At 69.4% G+C, this 18,445-nt stretch carries 13 protein-coding genes; 12 read left to right on the forward strand and 1 reads right to left on the reverse strand.

The window, feature by feature from the left end; all coding sequences use genetic code 11:
* The 12 genes from KB893_RS15670 to KB893_RS15725 all read left to right on the forward strand — a co-directional run bounded on the left by KB893_RS15670 (window position 1) and on the right by KB893_RS15725 (window position 15,270).
* Window positions 1-2,469 (forward strand): VirB4 family type IV secretion/conjugal transfer ATPase, encoded by a 2,469-nt coding sequence (locus KB893_RS15670; RefSeq protein ID WP_213173868.1) that lies wholly within the window; start codon window positions 1-3, stop codon window positions 2,467-2,469.
* 135 nt (window positions 2,470-2,604) lie between these two features.
* The gene (locus KB893_RS15675) at window positions 2,605-3,288 is read left to right on the forward strand and encodes a hypothetical protein (protein ID WP_213173869.1); all 684 of its coding nucleotides are present in this window, start codon (window positions 2,605-2,607) and stop codon (window positions 3,286-3,288) included.
* Window positions 3,285-4,283, forward strand: a complete 999-nt coding sequence (locus KB893_RS15680) for a TrbL/VirB6 family protein (protein ID WP_211928167.1) — start codon at window positions 3,285-3,287, stop codon at window positions 4,281-4,283. The genes KB893_RS15675 and KB893_RS15680 overlap by 4 nt, the downstream gene beginning before the upstream one ends.
* Window positions 4,284-4,430: 147 nt before the next feature.
* The gene (locus KB893_RS18825) at window positions 4,431-4,745 is read left to right on the forward strand and encodes a DUF4189 domain-containing protein (protein WP_425491175.1); all 315 of its coding nucleotides are present in this window, start codon (window positions 4,431-4,433) and stop codon (window positions 4,743-4,745) included.
* Between the two features lie 387 nt (window positions 4,746-5,132).
* Window positions 5,133-5,291: a hypothetical protein gene (locus KB893_RS15690; RefSeq protein WP_211928165.1), complete on the forward strand. Its 159-nt coding sequence runs from the start codon at window positions 5,133-5,135 to the stop codon at window positions 5,289-5,291.
* 366 nt (window positions 5,292-5,657) lie between these two features.
* Window positions 5,658-5,849: a hypothetical protein gene (locus KB893_RS15695; RefSeq protein WP_213173870.1), complete on the forward strand. Its 192-nt coding sequence runs from the start codon at window positions 5,658-5,660 to the stop codon at window positions 5,847-5,849.
* Window positions 5,834-6,139 (forward strand): type II toxin-antitoxin system RelE/ParE family toxin, encoded by a 306-nt coding sequence (locus tag KB893_RS15700; protein ID WP_213173871.1) that lies wholly within the window; start codon window positions 5,834-5,836, stop codon window positions 6,137-6,139. Before KB893_RS15695 ends, KB893_RS15700 begins: the two co-directional genes overlap by 16 nt.
* A gap of 406 nt (window positions 6,140-6,545) precedes the next feature.
* Window positions 6,546-7,301 (forward strand): DUF4198 domain-containing protein, encoded by a 756-nt coding sequence (locus KB893_RS15705; protein WP_246505718.1) that lies wholly within the window; start codon window positions 6,546-6,548, stop codon window positions 7,299-7,301.
* 37 nt (window positions 7,302-7,338) lie between these two features.
* Window positions 7,339-8,238, forward strand: a complete 900-nt coding sequence (locus tag KB893_RS15710; protein WP_211927885.1) for an EF-hand domain-containing protein — start codon at window positions 7,339-7,341, stop codon at window positions 8,236-8,238.
* 28 nt (window positions 8,239-8,266) lie between these two features.
* Window positions 8,267-9,682, forward strand: coding sequence for a DUF2271 domain-containing protein (locus tag KB893_RS15715; protein ID WP_213173872.1), 1,416 nt, complete (start codon window positions 8,267-8,269; stop codon window positions 9,680-9,682).
* A 140-nt stretch (window positions 9,683-9,822) separates the two neighbouring features.
* A complete protein-coding gene (locus tag KB893_RS15720) occupies window positions 9,823-12,132 on the forward strand; it encodes a TonB-dependent hemoglobin/transferrin/lactoferrin family receptor (RefSeq protein WP_246505719.1) in 2,310 nt (769 codons plus the stop codon).
* Window positions 12,133-12,291: 159 nt separating this feature from the next.
* On the forward strand, window positions 12,292-15,270 hold the full coding sequence (locus KB893_RS15725; RefSeq protein ID WP_213173873.1) for a PAS domain S-box protein: 2,979 nt from the start codon (window positions 12,292-12,294) through the stop codon (window positions 15,268-15,270).
* On the opposite strand, the gene KB893_RS15730 is transcribed toward KB893_RS15725, so the two are convergent.
* Complete coding sequence (locus KB893_RS15730) at window positions 15,267-18,443, reverse strand: efflux RND transporter permease subunit (RefSeq protein ID WP_211925767.1); 3,177 nt, start codon at window positions 18,441-18,443, stop codon at window positions 15,267-15,269. The two genes, KB893_RS15725 and KB893_RS15730, sit on opposite strands and share 4 nt — an antisense overlap.
* Between the last annotated feature and the right edge of the window lie 2 nt (window positions 18,444-18,445).

The following is an 18,445-nucleotide window of genomic DNA, read 5'->3' on the forward strand; positions in this document are numbered from 1 at the left end:
ATGCTGGCGCCCGATACCTCCATCGCAGAATTCATCCCGCTCTCGGCGCACGTCTCCGCGAACATCGTGAAGACGACCGGCGGCGACTTCCTGATCACCTGGCGGCTCGACGGCCTGCCGTTCGTGGGTCGGGAGGAGGTGGATCTGGAGCACAAGCATGCAACCTTCAACAGGATGCTGCAGACGCTCCGGGCGCCCGACTTCGTCAACGTGGCGTTCTGGGTGCACGACATCCGCCGCCGCGGTCGCGTCAGCATCGAGAGCCACTATCGCCAGGCCTTCAACCAGCGCCTGTCCGACGAGTACTTCGAGCGGCTGTCGTCGCAGAAGGTCATGCTCAACGAGCTGTTCCTCACCATGATCTATCGGCCGGTCGTGGCGGGGAAGGCCTTCGTCGAGAGATCGTCGGATGCGGGGCGGCTCCAGGCCGAGCAGGACCAGGCCGTCGACAAGGCCCTGGAGTTGGCAGGCAACGTCGAAGCGGTCCTGAAGGACTACGCCCCGGTACGGCTGGGGATGTACGAGGCGGAAAATGGGGTCGTCTTCTCGGAGACGCTGAACCTGTTCGGCTACCTCCTGAACCGGATCGACGAACCCGTTCCGGTGCTGCGGGCGCCCGTCTGCGACTACCTCGCCGTGTCCAGACACATGTTCTCGGCGAAGTCGGGCGACTTCGTCATCAACGCTCCGGGTGGGAGCAACCACTACGGCGCGATCCTCAACATCAAGGAGTTCACCGACTCCACCTATCCCGGCATCCTGAACGGGCTGAAGTACCTCGACTTCGAGTACGTCATCACGCACTCGTTCAGTCCCATGGGTCGTCAGGATGCACTGAAGGTCCTGGAGCGCACCAAGGGCATGATGATCTCCTCGGGTGACAAGGCCGTCAGCCAGATCGTCGAGATGGATCACGCCATGGATCAGGTTGCCTCCGGAAACTTCGTGCTCGGCGAGTACCACTTCCTGATCGCACTCTATGCAGCCGACCAGAAGACGCTCTCGCAGAACGTGGCGACGGTCCGTGCCGAACTCTCGAACGCGGGCTTCGTGTCCGCCAAGGAAGACCTTGCCGTCTGTTCCTCCTTCTATTCGCAGCTGCCCGGGAACTGGAAATACCGGACGCGTCTGGCCAACGTCAGCTCCCTCAACTTCCTGGGGCTGTCGCCACTCCACAACTTCGCGACCGGCAAGCGCGACCACAATCCGTGGGGCCAGTGTCTGACGGTCCTGCAGACGACGAACGGGCAGCCCTACTACTTCAACTTCCACGCGACCCATCCTGCGGAGAATTCCGTCGGCGAGAAGGCGATCGCCAACACGATGGTGATCGGCAAGTCCGGCACGGGCAAGACCGCGCTCATCAATTTCCTGCTCAGTCAGGTGCAGAAGTACGACCCAGCGCCGACCATCTTCTTCTTCGACAAGGACCGCGGCGCCGAGATCTTCGTGCGTGCCTGCGGTGGCGCCTATCTCGGACTCGAGAATGGTCAGCCAACCGGGTTCAACCCGTTCCAATGCGAGCGTACGGACGCCAATGTGCAGTTCCTCGGCAACCTGGTGAAGGTGCTGGCAGGGAAGGCGAGCTACACCGCGCGCGAGGACGACGACATCTTCCGGGCCGTGGAGAGCATGCTCGACATGCCGGTCCACCTGCGCTCCATGACGAACTTCCAGAAGAGCCTGCCGAACATGGGCGACGACGGCCTCTTCGCCCGGCTGCGGAAATGGACGGCGGGCAACACGCTCGGCTGGGTGTTCGACAATCCCGTCGACATCATCGACCTCGAGCGCGCGGACATCATCGGCTTCGACTACACCGAAGTCATCGACAACCCCGAAGTGCGTGTGCCGGTGATCAACTACCTCCTGCACCGCCTGGAAGAACTCATCGACGGGCGTCCGCTCATCTACGTCATGGACGAGTTCTGGAAGATCCTCGACGGCGGTGGCGCCCTCAAGGAGTTCGCGAAGAACAAGCAGAAGACCATCCGCAAGCAGAACGGTCTCGGCATCTTCGCCACCCAGAGCCCGGAGGATGCGCTGGCCAGCGACATCTCGGCATCGCTCATCGAGCAGACGGCGACGCTGATCCTCCTGCCCAACCCGAATGCGTCCCGCGACGACTATATCAACGGCCTGAAACTCACCGACGCCGAATTCGAGGTGGTGGTGAATCTGGACGAGCGTTCGCGTTCCTTCCTGGTGAAGCAGGGGCACGCATCGACGGTGTGTCAGCTCAACCTGCGGGGTCTGGACGACGCTCTCGCCGTGATTTCGGCGAGTACCGACAACATCGAGGTGATGGATCGCGTCGTGCGGACCGAAGCCACACGACTGGGTGTCGACCGTTCCGAACTCGCTCCGGAGCAGTGGCTGGAATCGTTCTACCGCGAGCGGAAAGGGGCGCGGCGCGCGTCGCCGGATGCACGCGGCGACATCGGCAGCAGGCGCGCTTCGGCGGGGTGACCGACGGCGCGCAGCGGGTCGTATCAGGGAAGACGTCAGGTGCAGAGGTGGAGCATGACAACACAGCCATATCGTCGGTGCAGTGCCGAGCGGAGCTTCCGCGCTGCATGGATCCGCACCTTCGGCACAGCGCCCATGGTCCGCAACGCCAGGTCCCGGCTGATCCTGGCTCTCGCGGTCGCCGCGCTGCTGGGATCGGGGGTCGCGGGAGCGGCGTGGCAGGTTGAAGACGACAAGGTTCTGGATGCGGTCAAGGAGGTCCATGAGCGGCTCGGCGACGACGGCACTGTCACCGATCGACTGAAGGAGCTCAACGACAGGATGACGCTCGTCCCGCACAAGGAGCCCACGGCTGCCATGGTCGCCGAGCCGACCGGCGACGAAGCGCTCAATCCCATGCAGCCGAGCGCGCTCGCGGTGCCGATGGAGAAGCTGTGTCCGCCAGGCGCGAGCTCGCCACTTGGCCAGCAGCAGCACCAGCTCTGCCAGGAACTGGTGAGGACCGAGCTTTCGCAGTACCGCTTCTCGCTGCGGATGTTCGAGCGCGCGAAGCAGAACTACGACCGCCTCAAGCAGCTCGAGGACCGGCGCCGCGGCCTGGGCGCGGACGACTATGCCGATGTCCAGTACAACAGCAACGAGCTTCTGGCGCTGATAGCGCTGATGGACAACGACCGTGACCGCTACCGCACCTACATGGCCGCCTACGATGCGCGCATTGCCCACATCAGGAACCAGCGGGTCGCGTTGACCCGCAATGCGCTGAAGGGTAGCGGCGCTCTCGACATCCCGGTGCTCGCGCTCGCGGGGGCTCCATGAGCGGGTTCGACCCGACCGGGTTCATCCAATGGGCCTTCTTCACGATCATCTTCGAGATGGTCAACTCCCAGGTGGAGTCGTTCCAGCACGATGTGCTCGAGCGCAGCACGGCCTGGGTCAGCGGCATCGCGCTTACGCTGCTGACCCTCTGGGTCCTCTCGCAGGGCTTCCTCATCGTGACCGGGCGCAGTCGCGACTCGCTCATGGGGCTGGTGGTGGGCTCCCTGCGGGCGTTCCTGATCGTCATCGCGGCGTCGTCCATGTCCTTCGCGGGGACCGACCTCACCGACTTCCTCACCGAGCGCCTGCCGCGGGAGATCCACCAGGTCGTCGCCGGCAACGACGAGGATGTCGGTGACGCGATCGACGACAACCTCAAGATCATGGGCCTCATCTTCGCCATCACCGATTCGCTGCCCACTGCTGACAGCGACGAGACTGCCGATGACCAGCGGATGGTGACGAGCCTGACCGGGATCGGCATCGCGGGCCCGTCCGTCGTGGGCGGCGCAATGCTGCTGCTCTACAAGCTGGCACTGGTGCTGTTCGTGAGCTTCGGGCCGCTTTTCATACTGTGCCTGCTGTTCGACCAGACCAAGGACCTGTTCAAGCGATGGCTGCTCTACGGCGTCGGCACCATGTTCGCCATGGCGGTCCTGTCCTTCATGGTTTCGGTGGCGACCCAACTGGTGGCGGTTACGGCCGTGACATTCGTCGGGGCCTACGCCGCGGCGGGCGGCCCCTCGTCGTTCGGGAACGGACTCAATTCCGCCGCCATCCAGCAGGGTGGCATTGGTCTGTTGATGTCCGTACTCATGGTTCTTACGCCGCCGATGGCTGCCATGTTCTTCAACGGCACACTAGGCCAGTTTGCCGCGAGCTCGAGCTTCGGCAGCGTGGGCCGCAACGGTACGGGGCAGGTTTCTGATTTCCAGCAGGACTGGGTGAAAAAGAAGGGGCAGCAGGAAGATGGCGGCAATCGGGATATGGCATAGCCAACCGTCCAGAAATCGGAGTCCGCAATGAAGATCGTGATCCGCTCAAGTAGAGTCTGGCTTGCATTCCTCGTCAGCGCGCTCCCGGCGTTCGCACAGCAGCCAGGTTCAGTTGACTATAACCAAGTGCTTTTACCCGCCCTCGGGATGGGGGATACGATCCGTGCTGGGGATCGATGGGGGGCAGTCGCGGTCAGCCAAGCAAATGGGCGGGGAGGTTGGACGGTAGACGGCAAGTCCGAGGCCCACGCAGAGTCTCTCGCAGTTCGCAACTGTACTGAGCGCGGGGGGCATGAGTGTCAAGCCGTGTTCACCTTCCAAGACTCCTGCGGCGTGGTGGCCACGAACGCCCATAGAAGCAAATTCGTCGCTCGACCTGACATCGAAGTGGCGCGTCGGCGGGCACTGCGGCTGTGTGGCTCGGACTGCAGGGTGCTCTTCGAGGGATGCGCCGTTGATTAGACAGCGAGTTGTCTGGACAGTCGATTTTCCCGAAGCGTGGCAGCGTTCAGCAATTACGGGCGGAAAGTCCTGGATGCAGTCTGTCGCTCCTCAGTCCCAGTAGCCGTAATCGGCTCGCCCGCGGCGCTTGGCGAGGTTTGATCATCGTTTCACGGCGGAAGCCGCTGTCCACTTTAACAGGGAGCGTGAATGATGGGCGGTGCTCGATTGCTGATCGTGGTATTGGGGGTATCCATGGGACGGGCGGAGGCGAACGAGGCGTACTCGCTACGGTTGCCATTTCGCGCGGACGACCCATTCGTATTCTGCACGCAGGGTCAGGATCGGGATGCCAACCCACTGCCTTGCTGGATTCCGACGCCACCTTACACGGGTCAGTTCCTGACGATGCCCTACTGCACTCCGCCGAACCCGTGGGGCGGCAAGAGCTGGACCGACGACGACTATGCAAGCCTCGGCTACTACCTGGAGGTCTGCCCTCATGGGGAGACGCCGGGCAACTGGAAGGGGAGCGGACCGCCGGACCGTGTCCCGTTTAAACACTGATCCTGATGTGAGGTGGAAATCTGCTGCGGGAGCCGTCCTGGCCAATGCGTAATGTTGGCAGCGCGGGCGTAGGATGCGAGACCGAACCACTTGCCTTGACCGCCGAACGCACACTGACCCACAGGCGTGGCAAACATTGTCCTCTGCTCCCATCGTGCCGGCCTCGCTTGTCCTCAGCGGGAAGCTGTCGCTCATGGTGGCGTGACGCGCTCGCGGAGCAGCAGCCGGTTCAGCAGTGTCGCCACCGTTGCATTTTCCACGAGCGCTGACCAGCTGACCTCACCGGGCAAGTGTCGCGCTGGCGATGGCCACGGTAGGGCAGCGGGGGGCTTATCATCTCGGAAACACGACTCACCGGAGATCCCGATGGCTGCCACCGCCAAGCAGGACGTCGAGCAGTTGCTGGGTCACCTGCCCGATGACAGCACGTTGGAAGACATCCAGTACCACCTTTACGTGCTGGAGAAGGTCCGGCGCGGTCAGGCCGATGTGGCCGCGGGCCGGACCTACACAGATGAGGACGTCCGAGCCCGGATGCAGCGATGGCTGCACGAGTGATCTGGTCCGGCGTGGCACTGGATGACCTCGACAGCATCGCCGAGTACATCCATCGTGACTCGCCGCATCATGCACAGCGCATGGTGGACGCGGCACTGGCGTTGGCCGGGTCGATTGGGGAGCAGCCATTGTCGGGCCGGGTTGTGCCCGAGCTGGACGATCCGGCGATCCGAGAGCGGTTCCTGTACAGCTATCGGCTGCTGTACGCGGTGGGCGATGCGCGGGTCGAAATGCTGGCGATCATCCATGGTCGTCGACTGCTGGAATCGATCGGGGATCGCTTCGCCTGATGAAGGCCAAGCCTGCAGCCTGCAGCCGGCGGACGTCAAAGCTCGGCTGACGTCCGCGAGACTTCCCGCAGGACGTTGCGTAGCGCGTGACTCCGCACACAACGGGCTTACCACTGATGTCACGTGGGAGGTGCGACTTCAGCGCACGCGCAGTTTCTGCGAGCTCTTCGCTGGTGCGCGAGTTGGGGTTTGCATATAGCGCGTACCTCACGCTCGGTCCCTCGCTGCGGTGCGTGGGCACGGCGATCGGTGGATCGCGTTCATGAGAATCATTGTCAACAACGCATCAGGTTGGCTAGACTGCACAGGTCAGCCAGCGGCGCCTGAGGGCGTCTCGCCAGCGATTTCATCCGTCAGGGGTTCATCGATGAAGTCATGCTGGTGGTCCGCCGCGCTCGCGGCGGCAATGTCCTTCTCCGTCTCCGCGCACACGCCCTACCTGGCGCCGTCGGCCTTCGCCGTGCGCGCGGGCGATGCGATCGCGCTGGATGCCTCGTTCGCCGAGACCTTCTTCGTGCCCGAGGTCGCCTTCGACGCCGAGGCCTTCGCGGTGCGTGCGCCGGACGGTGGTTCGGTGAAGCCGGATGTGGTCGAGATCCTGAAGGCCCGCACCGTCGTCGAGCATGCGCTCGCGCAGGGCGAGGGGACCTATCGCTTCAGCACCGGGCCGCGTCACGGCGCGCTGTTCCGCACCTGGGAGGTCGACGGCGAGCGCGAGAGTTCGCGCGATCCGGACGTGCGCATCCCCGACGGGGCGAAGGTGCTGGCGAACTTCCAGTCGCTGACCCTGGCCGAGACCTACGTCACCGCCGGCGCGCCCACGCGCACGGCACTGGCGCCGCGCGGCAGCGGGCTGGAGCTGGTGGCGCTCACCCATCCCAACGATCTCTACGTCGGCGAGAGCTTCGAGTTCGAGATCCGCTACGACGGCGCGCCGCTGGCGGGGCAGCAGGTCGAGGTGACCGAAGCGGTCTGGACCTCCGACCGCGAGCCCGCCACGACCACCCTCGTCACCGATGCGCAAGGCCGCGCCCGGCTGGACCTCGACCGCGCCGGCACCTGGATCGCGCTCACGCGCCACCGCACCAAGGCGCCCGACGGGGCGCCGGTCGACGAGATCAGCAACAGCTACACCCTGACCTTCCAGGTGCTGCAGCAGTAACGCCCGGGCTCGCGCCCGCCTTCCACGGAGACCCACCATGAAGAAGTCCCTGCTCGCGGGCGCCTGCCTGTCCGCGCTCGTCCTGCCCTGTGCGCTCGCCCAGGAGAATCCCGACCGCCGGCCGCTGGTCGGCGGCCATGGCGAGGACGTGACCGCCTTCATCGCCCAGCACGATGCCGACGGCGACGGCACGCTCGCCTGGGACGAGTTCGAGCGCTTCCGCCGCCAGCGCTTCGACGCGACCGATGCGAACGGCGATGGCCACGTCAATGTCGAGGAGTACGTGCGCGAGTTCGACGACCGCCTGCACCGCGAGCTGGAGCTGGCACGTGGCGAGCACGTGGAGCAGGCGCACCGGCGCTTCGCGTCGCTGGATGGCGACGGCGACGGCCGTGTCGACCGCGGCGAGTTCGACGCCTCCGGCGCGCGCATGTTCGAACGCTTCGAGACGCTGCCGGCCGGGGACGCCGACGAGGACGACGCCACGCCGCGCCGCCGCGACCGCCTGGGCATGCCCAGCAGCCACACCCGCACCGGCTTCCTGGAGCTGTTCGACACCGATGGCGACGGCGCGGTCGCACGCGAGGAGTTCGAGCGTGCGCGGGCGGAGCAGTTCGCGCGCAGCGATGCCGACGGCGACGGCGCGATCGACGGCGAGGACTACCTGCAGGAGTACGAGGACCGGCTCGACCGCCGCATCGCGACCCTGGGGCAGGGCGCGGACCGGCAGACACGGGTGCGCTTCGATGCGCTCGACACCGACGAGGACGGCGCGATGACCTTCGCCGAATACCAGGTCTCGGGCCGGCGCCTGTTCGAGCGGGTGGACCGCGACGGCGACGGGCGCGTCACCGCCGCAGACGCGCGCCTGCCGGCGCCGCCGCGGCGCGAACGCGCGAACGACGACGCACGCGATGGCGCCGCCGCGGATGCGTGAGGCGCGTGCGCCGATGCGGGGCTGGCGCGTGACGGCCCTCGCGCTGCTGGCGGTGACGTCCGCGGCGCAGGCGACGGTCGCGCGCGACGGCGTGCTGGGAACCTCGTTCGCGATCGAGGTCCGCGGCGCGGCCGAGGCGCCGGCCGAGCGCGCGGCGCTGGCCGAGATCGCGCGGCTCGAGGCCCTGCTCAGCACCTGGCGCGCCGACAGCGAACTGTCGGCCTACAACGCCGGCCGGATCGCCCGCGACGCGCTCTCGGCCGACACCCTGGCGGTACTGGAGGCCTGCGAACGCTGGCGCGAAGCCACCCGCGATGCCTTCAGCTGCCGCGTGGGTCCGCTGGTCGAGCGCTGGCGCGCCGCCGAGGCCGAGGGTGCGATGCCGGACCGCGGTGCGCTGCGCCGGCAGGCGCGCGCGATCGATGCGGCGCCGTGGCCGGCCGAGGGGGCGCTCGAGGCGGGCGGCGCGCTGCGCTTCGATGTCGACGGCATCGCCAAGGGCTACATCCTCGACCGCGCGCTCGCCGCGGCGCGTGCGGCCGTGCCGGGCGCGACCGGCATCCGCATCGAGATCGGCGGCGACCTCGCGCACTGGGGCAGCGACGGGGAAGGGCGGGGCTGGGCGGCCGGCGTCGCCGATCCCCTGCATCCGCTCGACAACGCCGCGCCGCGGGTGGTGCTGCGCCTCGAGGGCCGTGCGCTGGCCGCGAGCGGGCACGCCAGCCGCGGTTACACCGTCGGGCGCCGGCGCCTGAGCCACATCGTCGATCCGCGCGACGGCCAGGCGCTGCGCTATGCGCCGGCGGCGGTGGTGGTGGCGCCGGACGCGGCCACCGCCGACGCGCTGGCGACGGCGCTGACGGTGCTGCCGATCCGCAGCGGTCTGGAGCTGGTGGACGGCATCGACGGCGTCGCCGCCCTGGTCGTGGGCGATGCCGGCGTGCCCTTCGCGTCGGCGCGCTGGCCGGCGCTCGTCGACGCGGGCGCGGAGACATCCGTGCCGGAGCACGCGCGGGTGGAGGTCGACTACGCGATCCCGCAGTTCGACGCGGACGGCTACCGCCGCCCCTATCTCGCGCTGTGGATCGAGCGCGCCGACGGTGCCCCGGTGCGCCAGCTGCACGTGCTCGGCGACCGCGCGCGCTGGCTGGCCGAGCTGCCGCAGTGGTGGCGCCAGTACGGCCGCGACGATCCGGTCGCGCCGCTGGCGCTGGCGCGCCCGACGCGCGCGCCGGGGCGCTACGCGCTGGCCTGGGACGGCCGCGACGACCTTGGGCGTGCCGTGGCGGACGGCCGCTACGTCCTGCGCGTGGAGGCCGCGCGCGAGCACGGCGGCCACGATGTCGTGGCCGTGCCCTTCGACCTCGGCGGCGCGGACGCCGCCTGGCACCAGCCCGCACGGGGCGAGATCGGCGACATCGACATCCGCCACGCCGCGCCCTAGGCGCGCGCAGCACCGCAGCAGATTCCCGCGCCGGCCCCGCCGGTGCGTCCCAGCCATGCCGCCGTTCCGGCGACCGCAGCCAGGGCCCAGCGCTCGTCAAGAAGCGCGACCTCCCCACCCACCGACCCTGGAGTGAAGACATGAACCTGCAGCAAGGCATGGCCGCGGCCCTCGCGATCGCGGGCGCCGCATCGGCCCCGGCGCTGGCCGACACCGTGGACGCCGACGGCACGCGGACCCTCGACCAGATCCTGGTCAAGGGCGAACGCATCCAGCAATCGACCAACCAGAACGTCACCGTCGTCGACGACGAGCAGCTCGAGTCCGAGATGGCGCAGAGCTTCGAGGACGTGACCCGCTACATCCCCGGCGTGAGCATCGCCGACATGGGCCGCTTCGGCGACAACGGCTTCAACATCCGCGGCCTGGAAGGCGACCGCGTCGCGCTGGTGGTCGACGGCCTGAGCATGCCGGAGGGGCTGGAGACCGCGCGCGACTACGAGTTCTTCCGCGCCGGACGCGGCGGCGTCGACATCGACGCGCTGAAGAGCATCGAGATCGTCAAGGGTGCGGACTCCATCGGCGCCGGCAGCGGCGCACTGGGCGGCGCGGTGATCCTCACCACCAAGGACCCGTCGGACTATCTGCGCGCGGGCGGCAACGACAGCCACGTGCGCGCCAAGCTCGGCTACACCGGCTACAACGACGAGGCGCTGGGCTCGCTGACCTTCGCCAACCGCACCGGCATCGTCGAGTCCATGCTCGTCTACACCCGCCGCGAGGCGCACGAGGCGGAAGGCTGGTACGACGATACCGAGGCCGAGACCGGCAGCGGCCGCCGGCTGCCCGATCCCATCGATCACGAGAGCAGCAACGTCCTCGGCAAGCTCGACGTCGTGCTCGGCGAGGCGCAGCGCCTGGGCCTGGTCTACGAGCGCAACCGCGTCGAGAACCGGGTCGAGAACCTGAGCCGGGTCAGCGCGCCGGGGTATCTCGAACGCTGGGGCGAGGACCGCAACGAGCGCGACCGCTACGGCGTCGACTACCGCTGGCAGGCGAACGTGGCGGCCTTCGACCTGCTCGAGGCCCAGGTCGACCGGCAGGAGACCGAGAGCATCGGCCTGACCCGCATCCTGGCCGGCTCCGGCTGCCCGGGCGGCGGCGCGCCCTGCGACCGCAGCGAGGACCGCTCGACCGAGCAGGTGCTCGACCGCGCCGCGCTGGACCTGGTCAAGACCGTCGCCGGCGGCGGCGCCAGCCACGAGATCGTCTACGGCGGCGCCTGGCAGCAGCGCGATGTCGACTTCCGCGCCGTCGACACCCGCTGGCGCGCGGACGGCACGATCGATTCGGTCACCGTGGATCCGGCGCAGGTCCCGGAGACGGAAGCCGAATCGTGGAACGTCTATCTCCGCGACCGCATCGGCCTCGCCGACGAGCGCCTGCAGCTGACCCTGGGCGCGCGCTACGACCGCTATGACTACTCGCCGCGCCTGGACGAGACCTTCGAAGACGAGACCGGCACCGTGCGCGACCTGAGCTTCGCCGCGCCGAGCTGGCAGGCCGGCGCGAGCTGGAGCTTCCTGCCGCGGCAGTCGCTGTGGCTGCAGGTCGGGCGCGGCTTCCGCGCGCCGACCACGGGCGAGCTGTACGCGCCGACCAGCACCGCCATCATCACCGAGACCGCGACCGGCGCCGAGATCGAGGTGCCGACCATCGCCGCCAACCCCGACCTGGACGCGGAGCGGAGCCTCAACCTGGAGCTCGGCTACCGCTGGCAGGGCGAGCGCGCGCGGTTCGGCGTGTCCGTGTTCCGCGACCGCTACGACGACTTCATCGACACCGTCACCGAAATCCAGAACCCCGACGTGCAGTACGACAGCTGCGGGTTCGGTGGCTGCTCGACGAGCTGGGGCTACACCACCACGACCACCGCCAACGTCGGCGAGGCCACGGTGGAGGGCGTGGAGGCGGAGGGCCAGTGGCGGCTCGGCAGCGCCTGGCTGCTGCGCGCGGCGTATTCGCACAACGAGGGCGAGCAGGAGGACGGCACCCCGCTGGAGAGCATCAACCCCGACCGCGCCGTGGTCGGCCTGAGCTGGCAGGGCCTCGACGACCGCCTGCGCCTGACCGGCAACCTCACCCACGCGTGGGCCAAGGACCGCGACGACGTCGAGATCGGCACCGACATCTTCGGCCAGGAGGTCGAGCCCTTCCTCAGCGACAGCTACACGGTGTTCGACCTCTTCGGCAGCTACCAGGCGAGCGAGCGGCTGCGCTTCAACGCCGGGGTCTACAATCTTTTCGACGAGGAGTACTACCAGTGGGCGCGGATCCGCAACATCACCCGCGGCGACTTCTACCTCTACGGCTACGCCACCGATGACGGCATCGGCCGCTTCAGCGAGCCGGGGCGCAACTACCGGGTGACGGTGTCGGTCGATTTCTGAGGGCCGGCGGCGGCGCGGCGGCATGGTGCCGCCGCGTGCCGCCGGCGGGCGCCGGAACGCTGGCCCCTTCACGCCGCGCCGGGCATGCTGCCGGTCCCTGCGCGCGATGCGAGGCCTGCACGGGTCCGGCATCGCCGCATCCGCGAGCCCGAGGACCCGATGAGCGGCGGCTTCCGCAGCGATCACCACAACCTGCCCTTCCTGCGCGGCGGCGGCGAATGCGGCGCCGTGCTGCGCGCGCTCGACTGGGCTGCGAATCCGCTGGGGCCGCCGCAGGCGTGGCCGCAGTCGCTGAAGACGCTGGTCGGCGTCGCGATGGATTCGAGCCAGCCGATGCTGATCGTCTGGGGACCGGAGCAGATCACGCTCTACAACGACGGCTACGCCGCGATGTGCGGCGAGCGTCACCCGCGCGCGCTGGGACGGCCCTACGTCGAGCTGTGGCACGACATCTGGGACGAGGTCGAGCCGATCCTGAGCCGCGCCTATGCGGGCGAGTCCACGCACATGGACGACATCGCCTTCGTGATGCATCGCAACGGCTATCCGGAGCAGACCCACTTCGCCTTCGGCTATACGCCGGTGCAGGACGACGCCGGCGGCGTCGTCGGCATGTTCTGCGCCTGCACCGAGACCACGCAGACGGTACGGGCGGCGAAGCGCGAGGCCTTCCGCACCCGGCTGCAGGAGCGGCTGCGCAGTGCCGAGGACCCGCAGGACATCCTCGGTGCCGCTGCCGGACTGCTGGGCACGGAGCTCGATGCCGGCCGCGTGGGCTATGGCGAGCTGGATGCCGGCGGTGCGGTGGCGACCACCACCGCGCACTGGGTGCGACCGCCGATGCCTGCCCCCGCCGCCAGCTATCGCCTGGAGGCCTACGCCGACGCGCTCGGTCCGCGGCTGGCGCGCGGGCAGGCGCTGGTGGTGCACGACACGGAGCGCGATCCCGGCCTCGACGCCGGCCGGCGCGCCGCGTTCGCGGCTGCCGGCGGCGTCCGCGCCACGCTCTGCGTGCCGCTGGTCAAGGCCGGGCGCGCGAGCGCCGTGCTCTACGTGGACGACCATCGGCCGCGCCGCTGGAGCGACGAGGACGAATCGCTGACCCGCGACGTGCTGGAACGGACCTGGGCGGCCGTCGAGCGCGCGCGCGCGGAACAGGCGCGGCGGGAGACCGAGCGCGACCTGCGCTTCACCCTCGCCGCCGGACGCATGGGCGCCTGGAGCCAGGACCTCGCCAGCGGTGAGCTGCACACCTCGGCGATCTTCCGCGCCAACTTCGGCCATCCCGAAGACGCACCCTTCGACCGCATCACCCTGCTCGCCAGCGTGCATCCGGACGACGTCGAGGGGGTCCACCAGGCGATGACGCAGTCGGTCGCCAGCGGCGAGGACCTCGACTGCGAGTTCCGCGTGGTCGCACGCGACGGCGAAGTGCGCTGGGTCGGCATGCGTGGGCGCCCGAGTCATGCCGCGGACGGCACGCCGCTGCGCATGACCGGGATCTGCCTCGACATCACCACACGTCGCCGCACCGAGGCGGCGCTGCGCGAGAGCGAGGAGCGCTACCGGCAGATCGTGGAGGGCGCGGAGGATTTCGCCATCCTGACCCTCGACGACCGCCGCATCATCACCAGCTGGAACACCGGCGCCGAGCGCATGCTCGGGTATGCGGAGGCGGAAGTGCTGGGGCGCTCGGGCGACATCTTCTTCACCGCCGAGGACATCGCCGCCGGCGAGCCGGAACGCGAGCAGCGGACCGCGCAGACCCGGGGACGCGCGCTCAACGAGCGCTGGCACCAGCGCAAGGACGGCAGCCGCTTCTGGGGGTCCGGCCTGATGATGCGGCGCCCGCAGGGCGGGGTGCTGAAGATGTTCCGCGACCGTACCGCCGAGCATGAGGCCGAGGCCGCGCTGCGCCGGCTCAACGAGACGCTGGAGGAGCGCGTCGAGGCGCGTACCCGCGAGCTGCAGGCCGTGGAGGAGCACCTGCGCCAGGCGCAGAAGATGGAGGCGGTGGGCCAGCTCACCGGCGGCATCGCGCACGACTTCAACAACATGCTGACCGGGGTGATCGGCGGCCTCGATATCGTGCGCGCGCGGCTGGCCAGCGGGCGCCACGACGACGTGCAGCGCTTCCTCGATGCCGCGAGCCAGTCCGCGCAGCGTGCCGCCAACCTGACCCAGCGCCTGCTCGCGTTCTCGCGCCGGCAGTCGCTCAATCCGGTCGCGCTCGACATCAACGGCCTGGTGCGGGGAATGCGCGAACTGCTCTCGCGAACGCTGGGCGAGAACGTCGCGCTCGACTTCGCGTTCGCCGACGCGCTGTGGCCGGTGCGGGCCGACGAGAACCAGCTCGAGAGCACGCTGCTGAACCTCGCGATCAATGCCCGCGACGCCATGCCGGGCGGCGGCACGCTGCGGATCGCGACCTGCAACGTGGACGTGGCCGAGCGCGACGCGCGGCTGGCCGGAGCCAGGGCGGGCGAGTACGTGCTGGTGGAGGTGGCCGACACCGGGGTCGGGATGAGCGCGGAGCTGCTCGAGCGCGTGTTCGAGCCGTTCTTCACCACCAAGCCGATCGGCCAGGGCACCGGCCTCGGCCTGTCGATGATCTACGGTTTTGCCAAGCAGTCCGAGGGACACGTCGACATCGAGAGTCGCGAGGGCGAGGGCACCACCATCCGCCTGTTCCTGCCGCGCGCGGATGCGACGGCGGTGGAGGCCGCTGTCGCCGGGGCGCCGGTCCATGCCGCGGCCGACGGCGCCGGCGAGGTCGTGCTGGTGGTCGAGGACGAGCCGTCGGTGCGGCTGTTGATCCTGGAGGCGCTCGAGGAGCTGGGCTACGCGCACATGGAGGCCGCCAGTGCCGACGCCGCGCTGCCCCTGCTGCAGTCGGACCGGCGCATCGACCTGCTGGTGACCGACGTCGGCCTGCCGGGCATGAACGGCCGGCAGCTCGCCGAGGCCGCGCGCAGCGCCAGGCCGGGGCTCGGCGTGCTGTTCGTCACCGGTTATGCCGCCGAGGCCGCCAACCGCGAGCGCTTCCTGGAGCCGGGCATGGACATGATCACCAAGCCGTTCTCGATGTCGGCACTGGGCGAGCGGATCCGCGCGATGATCGAGCGCCGCGCGAGCTAGGGCCGAGCCACGTTTCCGTCCCCGCGTCGCAGCGCCGCGGCCGCACGCCCGCGCAGGGTCAGCGCCGCCACCAGCAGGCAGGGCAGGAAGGTCAGCGTCACCGCCGTCGAGCAGGCCAGCCCGAACAGGACGATGGCGCCGAGGCCGCGGTAGAGCTCGGTGCCGGCGCCCGGGATCAGCACCAGCGGGGCGAGGCCGAACAGGGTGGTGCAGGTCGACATCAGGATCGGGCGCAGGCGCGTGCGCACCGCCGCGGCCACGGCGTCGGTGGCCGCGGCGGCCTCCTCCTCGATCATGCGATAGGTCTCGACCACGACCAGGATCGGGTTGTTGACGACGATTCCCAGCAGCACCAGGAAGCCGAGCAGGGTGATCATGTCGAACGGCTGGTCGATGCCGCCCAGGCCGACGAGGCGCAAGAGTTCGCCGGCGCCGTTGAGGAGCGCGAGCCCGCTGATCCCGCCGGCGACGCCGAGCGGCACCGTCGCCATCACGAACAGCGGCCGTCCCCAGTGGCGGAAGATCGCCACCAGCAGCAGGTAGGACAGCAGCACGGCGATGGCGAAGTGGCCCATGACCGCATCGCGGGTCGCCTCGAGCTGGTCGCTGGCGCCGGAGATGTCGATCGTGACGTCGGCGGGGATCTCGCCGTCGCGGCGCATCGCCTCGACCAGTTCGTCGCGCACCCGCGCCACCCCGGTCTCCAGCGCGACCTCGCGCGGCGGGATGATGTAGAGCGTGACCGTGCGGCGGCCGTCGAGACGGCGGATGCTGTCGGTGTCCGCCGACTCGACCATGTCGGCCAGCGCCGAGACCGGCAGCACCGCGCCCGACGGCGTCGCCACCGGCAGGTCCGGCACGCGCGCCAGGCGCTGCGCGGCGCCGGCGCTGCTGAACAGGTAGATGTCGACCTTGCGGTCGTCGAGGATCATCTCGTCGGCATAGGCGCCGTCGCTGAGCGCGGCGACCGCGTAGCCGAAGCCCTCGGCGTCCATGCCGACCTCGGCCAGCCGCTCCCAGCGCGGGCGCACCTCGACCAGCGGCTGGTCGAGGCTCAGGGTCGACGGGTCCGAGTCGATGCGCGCGCCGGCGAACAGCGCCTCGGCCCGTGCGTAGGCGCGCTGGGCGACGGCGTAGATGTCCGCGAGCTCCAGCCCGGAGATGTCGAGGTTGATGCTGCGCGTGCCGCCGTCGTTGCTGGAGATGATCGAGCCGCGCGAGGAAAACGCGCGCATCCCGGGCCAGGCACGGAAACGCGCGTCGAGCGCGTCCATCACCGCATCGATGTCGCCACCATCGAGCGGCTCGGCGATCACGCGCAGCCCCTGCTGGTCGACCGACAGGTTGAAGTAGGCCAGCGCCGGCATGTCGCTGCCGTCCGCGGGCCGGTCCTCGCCGTCGGCGCCGACGTGCGGGATCAGGTCGGCCATGACCGCGTCGCCGATGCCCGCCAGCTCGGCGAGGTTGTAGCCGGGCGGGGCGATCATCCGCGAGAAGGTCTTGGGTTCCTCGCCCTCGGGCAGATACTCGGCCGGCGGAGTGAGCAGGGCCAGTACCAGCGCCGCGGCGCCGACGGTGGCGCCCAGCACCAGCCAGCGTCGCCGCGCCGTGGCCGACAGCCAGGCGATGCGCGTGCCGATGCGTTCGAACAGGGCCTCGCCCGGCGGCGCGGTGTGGGCCTCGTCGCGCGGTGCCAGGCGCGCGCCGAGCGCCGGCACCACGGTCACCGCCACCGCCATCGAGGCCAGGATCGAGGCGGAGATGGCGATGGCGATGTCGGAGTAGAGCTGGCCCGCCTCCTCCTGCACGAACAGGATCGGCGAGAACACCAGCACCGTGGTCAGGGTCGAGGCCAGCACCGCGGTCCAGACCCGGCCGACGCCCTCGACCGCGGCATCGAAGCGCGACAGGCCGCGCCGCCGCGCCTGGTCGATGCTCTCCAGCACCACGATGGTGTTGTCCACGGTCATGCCGATCGCGAAGGCGACGCCGGCCATCGAGATCACGTTGAGGGTGCGCCCGGCGAGCAGCAGGCCGACGAAGGCGGCGATGGTGCAGACCGGGATCGCGACCACGCCGGTGAGCGTGGTCCGCGCCGAGCGCAGGAAGGCGAACATCACCGCGGTGGCGAGCAGGGCGCCGAGCGTGAGGTTGCGCCAGACGTTGTCGACCGCCTCCTCGACGTAGCGAACGTCGTCGCTGGTGAGCGCCATCTCCAGGCCCAGCGGCGCGAGCAGCTCGGCGTTGATGCGCTCGACCTCGGGCAGCACCGCGTACTTGATCTGGATGACGTTGGAGCCGGGTTCGCGGCGGACCGACAGGGTCAGCGCGGGCCGTCCGTCGGCGAAGGACAGGTCGCGGCGCTCGAAGTGGTCGAGCGTCACCGTGCCGACGTCGGACAGGCGCACCAGCGCGCCGTCGCGTTCGGCCAGGACCAGCGATCCGATCGCGTCGGCGTCGCGGAAGCGGCCGACGGTGCGCAGCAGGTAGCGGCGCTTGCCGCTGTCGAGGTCGCCGCCGGAGCTGTCGACGTTGCGCGCGCGCAGCGCGTCGCGCACCGCGGCCAGGGTCAGGCCGCGCTGGGCCAGGCGCTCCGGGTCGACCTCGATCCGCACCTGCCGCTCGGCGCCGCCGCCGACCTCGACCAGGGCCACGCCCGCCACCCGCTCGATGCGCGGACGCACGACGTCCTCGACGTAGTCGCGCATCATGTCCAGGTCGAGGTCCAGCGGGCTGTCCTCGCGCGCGGTGATGCGGAAGTACATGAACGCGTTGTCGGAGAACGAGCTGGTGGTCAACGCCGGGTCGTCGACGTTCTCCGGGTAGTTGGAGACCTGGCTCAGCGCGTTGTTGGTGCGGATCAGCGCCTCGTTGATGTCGACGCCGAAGGGGAACTCCAGCTCGATCGTGGCGCGCCCGGTGCGCGCGGTGGAGACCATGCGCGACAGGTTGGGCAGGGTGCGCAGGTACTGCTCCTGCTCGATCAGGATCTCCTTCTCCACGTCCTGCGGCGTCGCGCCGGGCCAGCGCGTGTCGACGCTGATGGTGCGCACCTCGAGGTCGGGGATCATCTGCACCGGCACCCGCAGCGCGGCGGCGATGCCGAGCACGCACACGATCAGCACCGCCACCGCAATCAGGGTGCCGTGGCGGAGCAGGCCGGCGAAGCCCACCT

It is taken from the genome of Coralloluteibacterium stylophorae, assembly GCF_018122625.2.
Taxonomy (GTDB): Bacteria; Pseudomonadota; Gammaproteobacteria; order Xanthomonadales; family Xanthomonadaceae; genus Coralloluteibacterium; species Coralloluteibacterium stylophorae.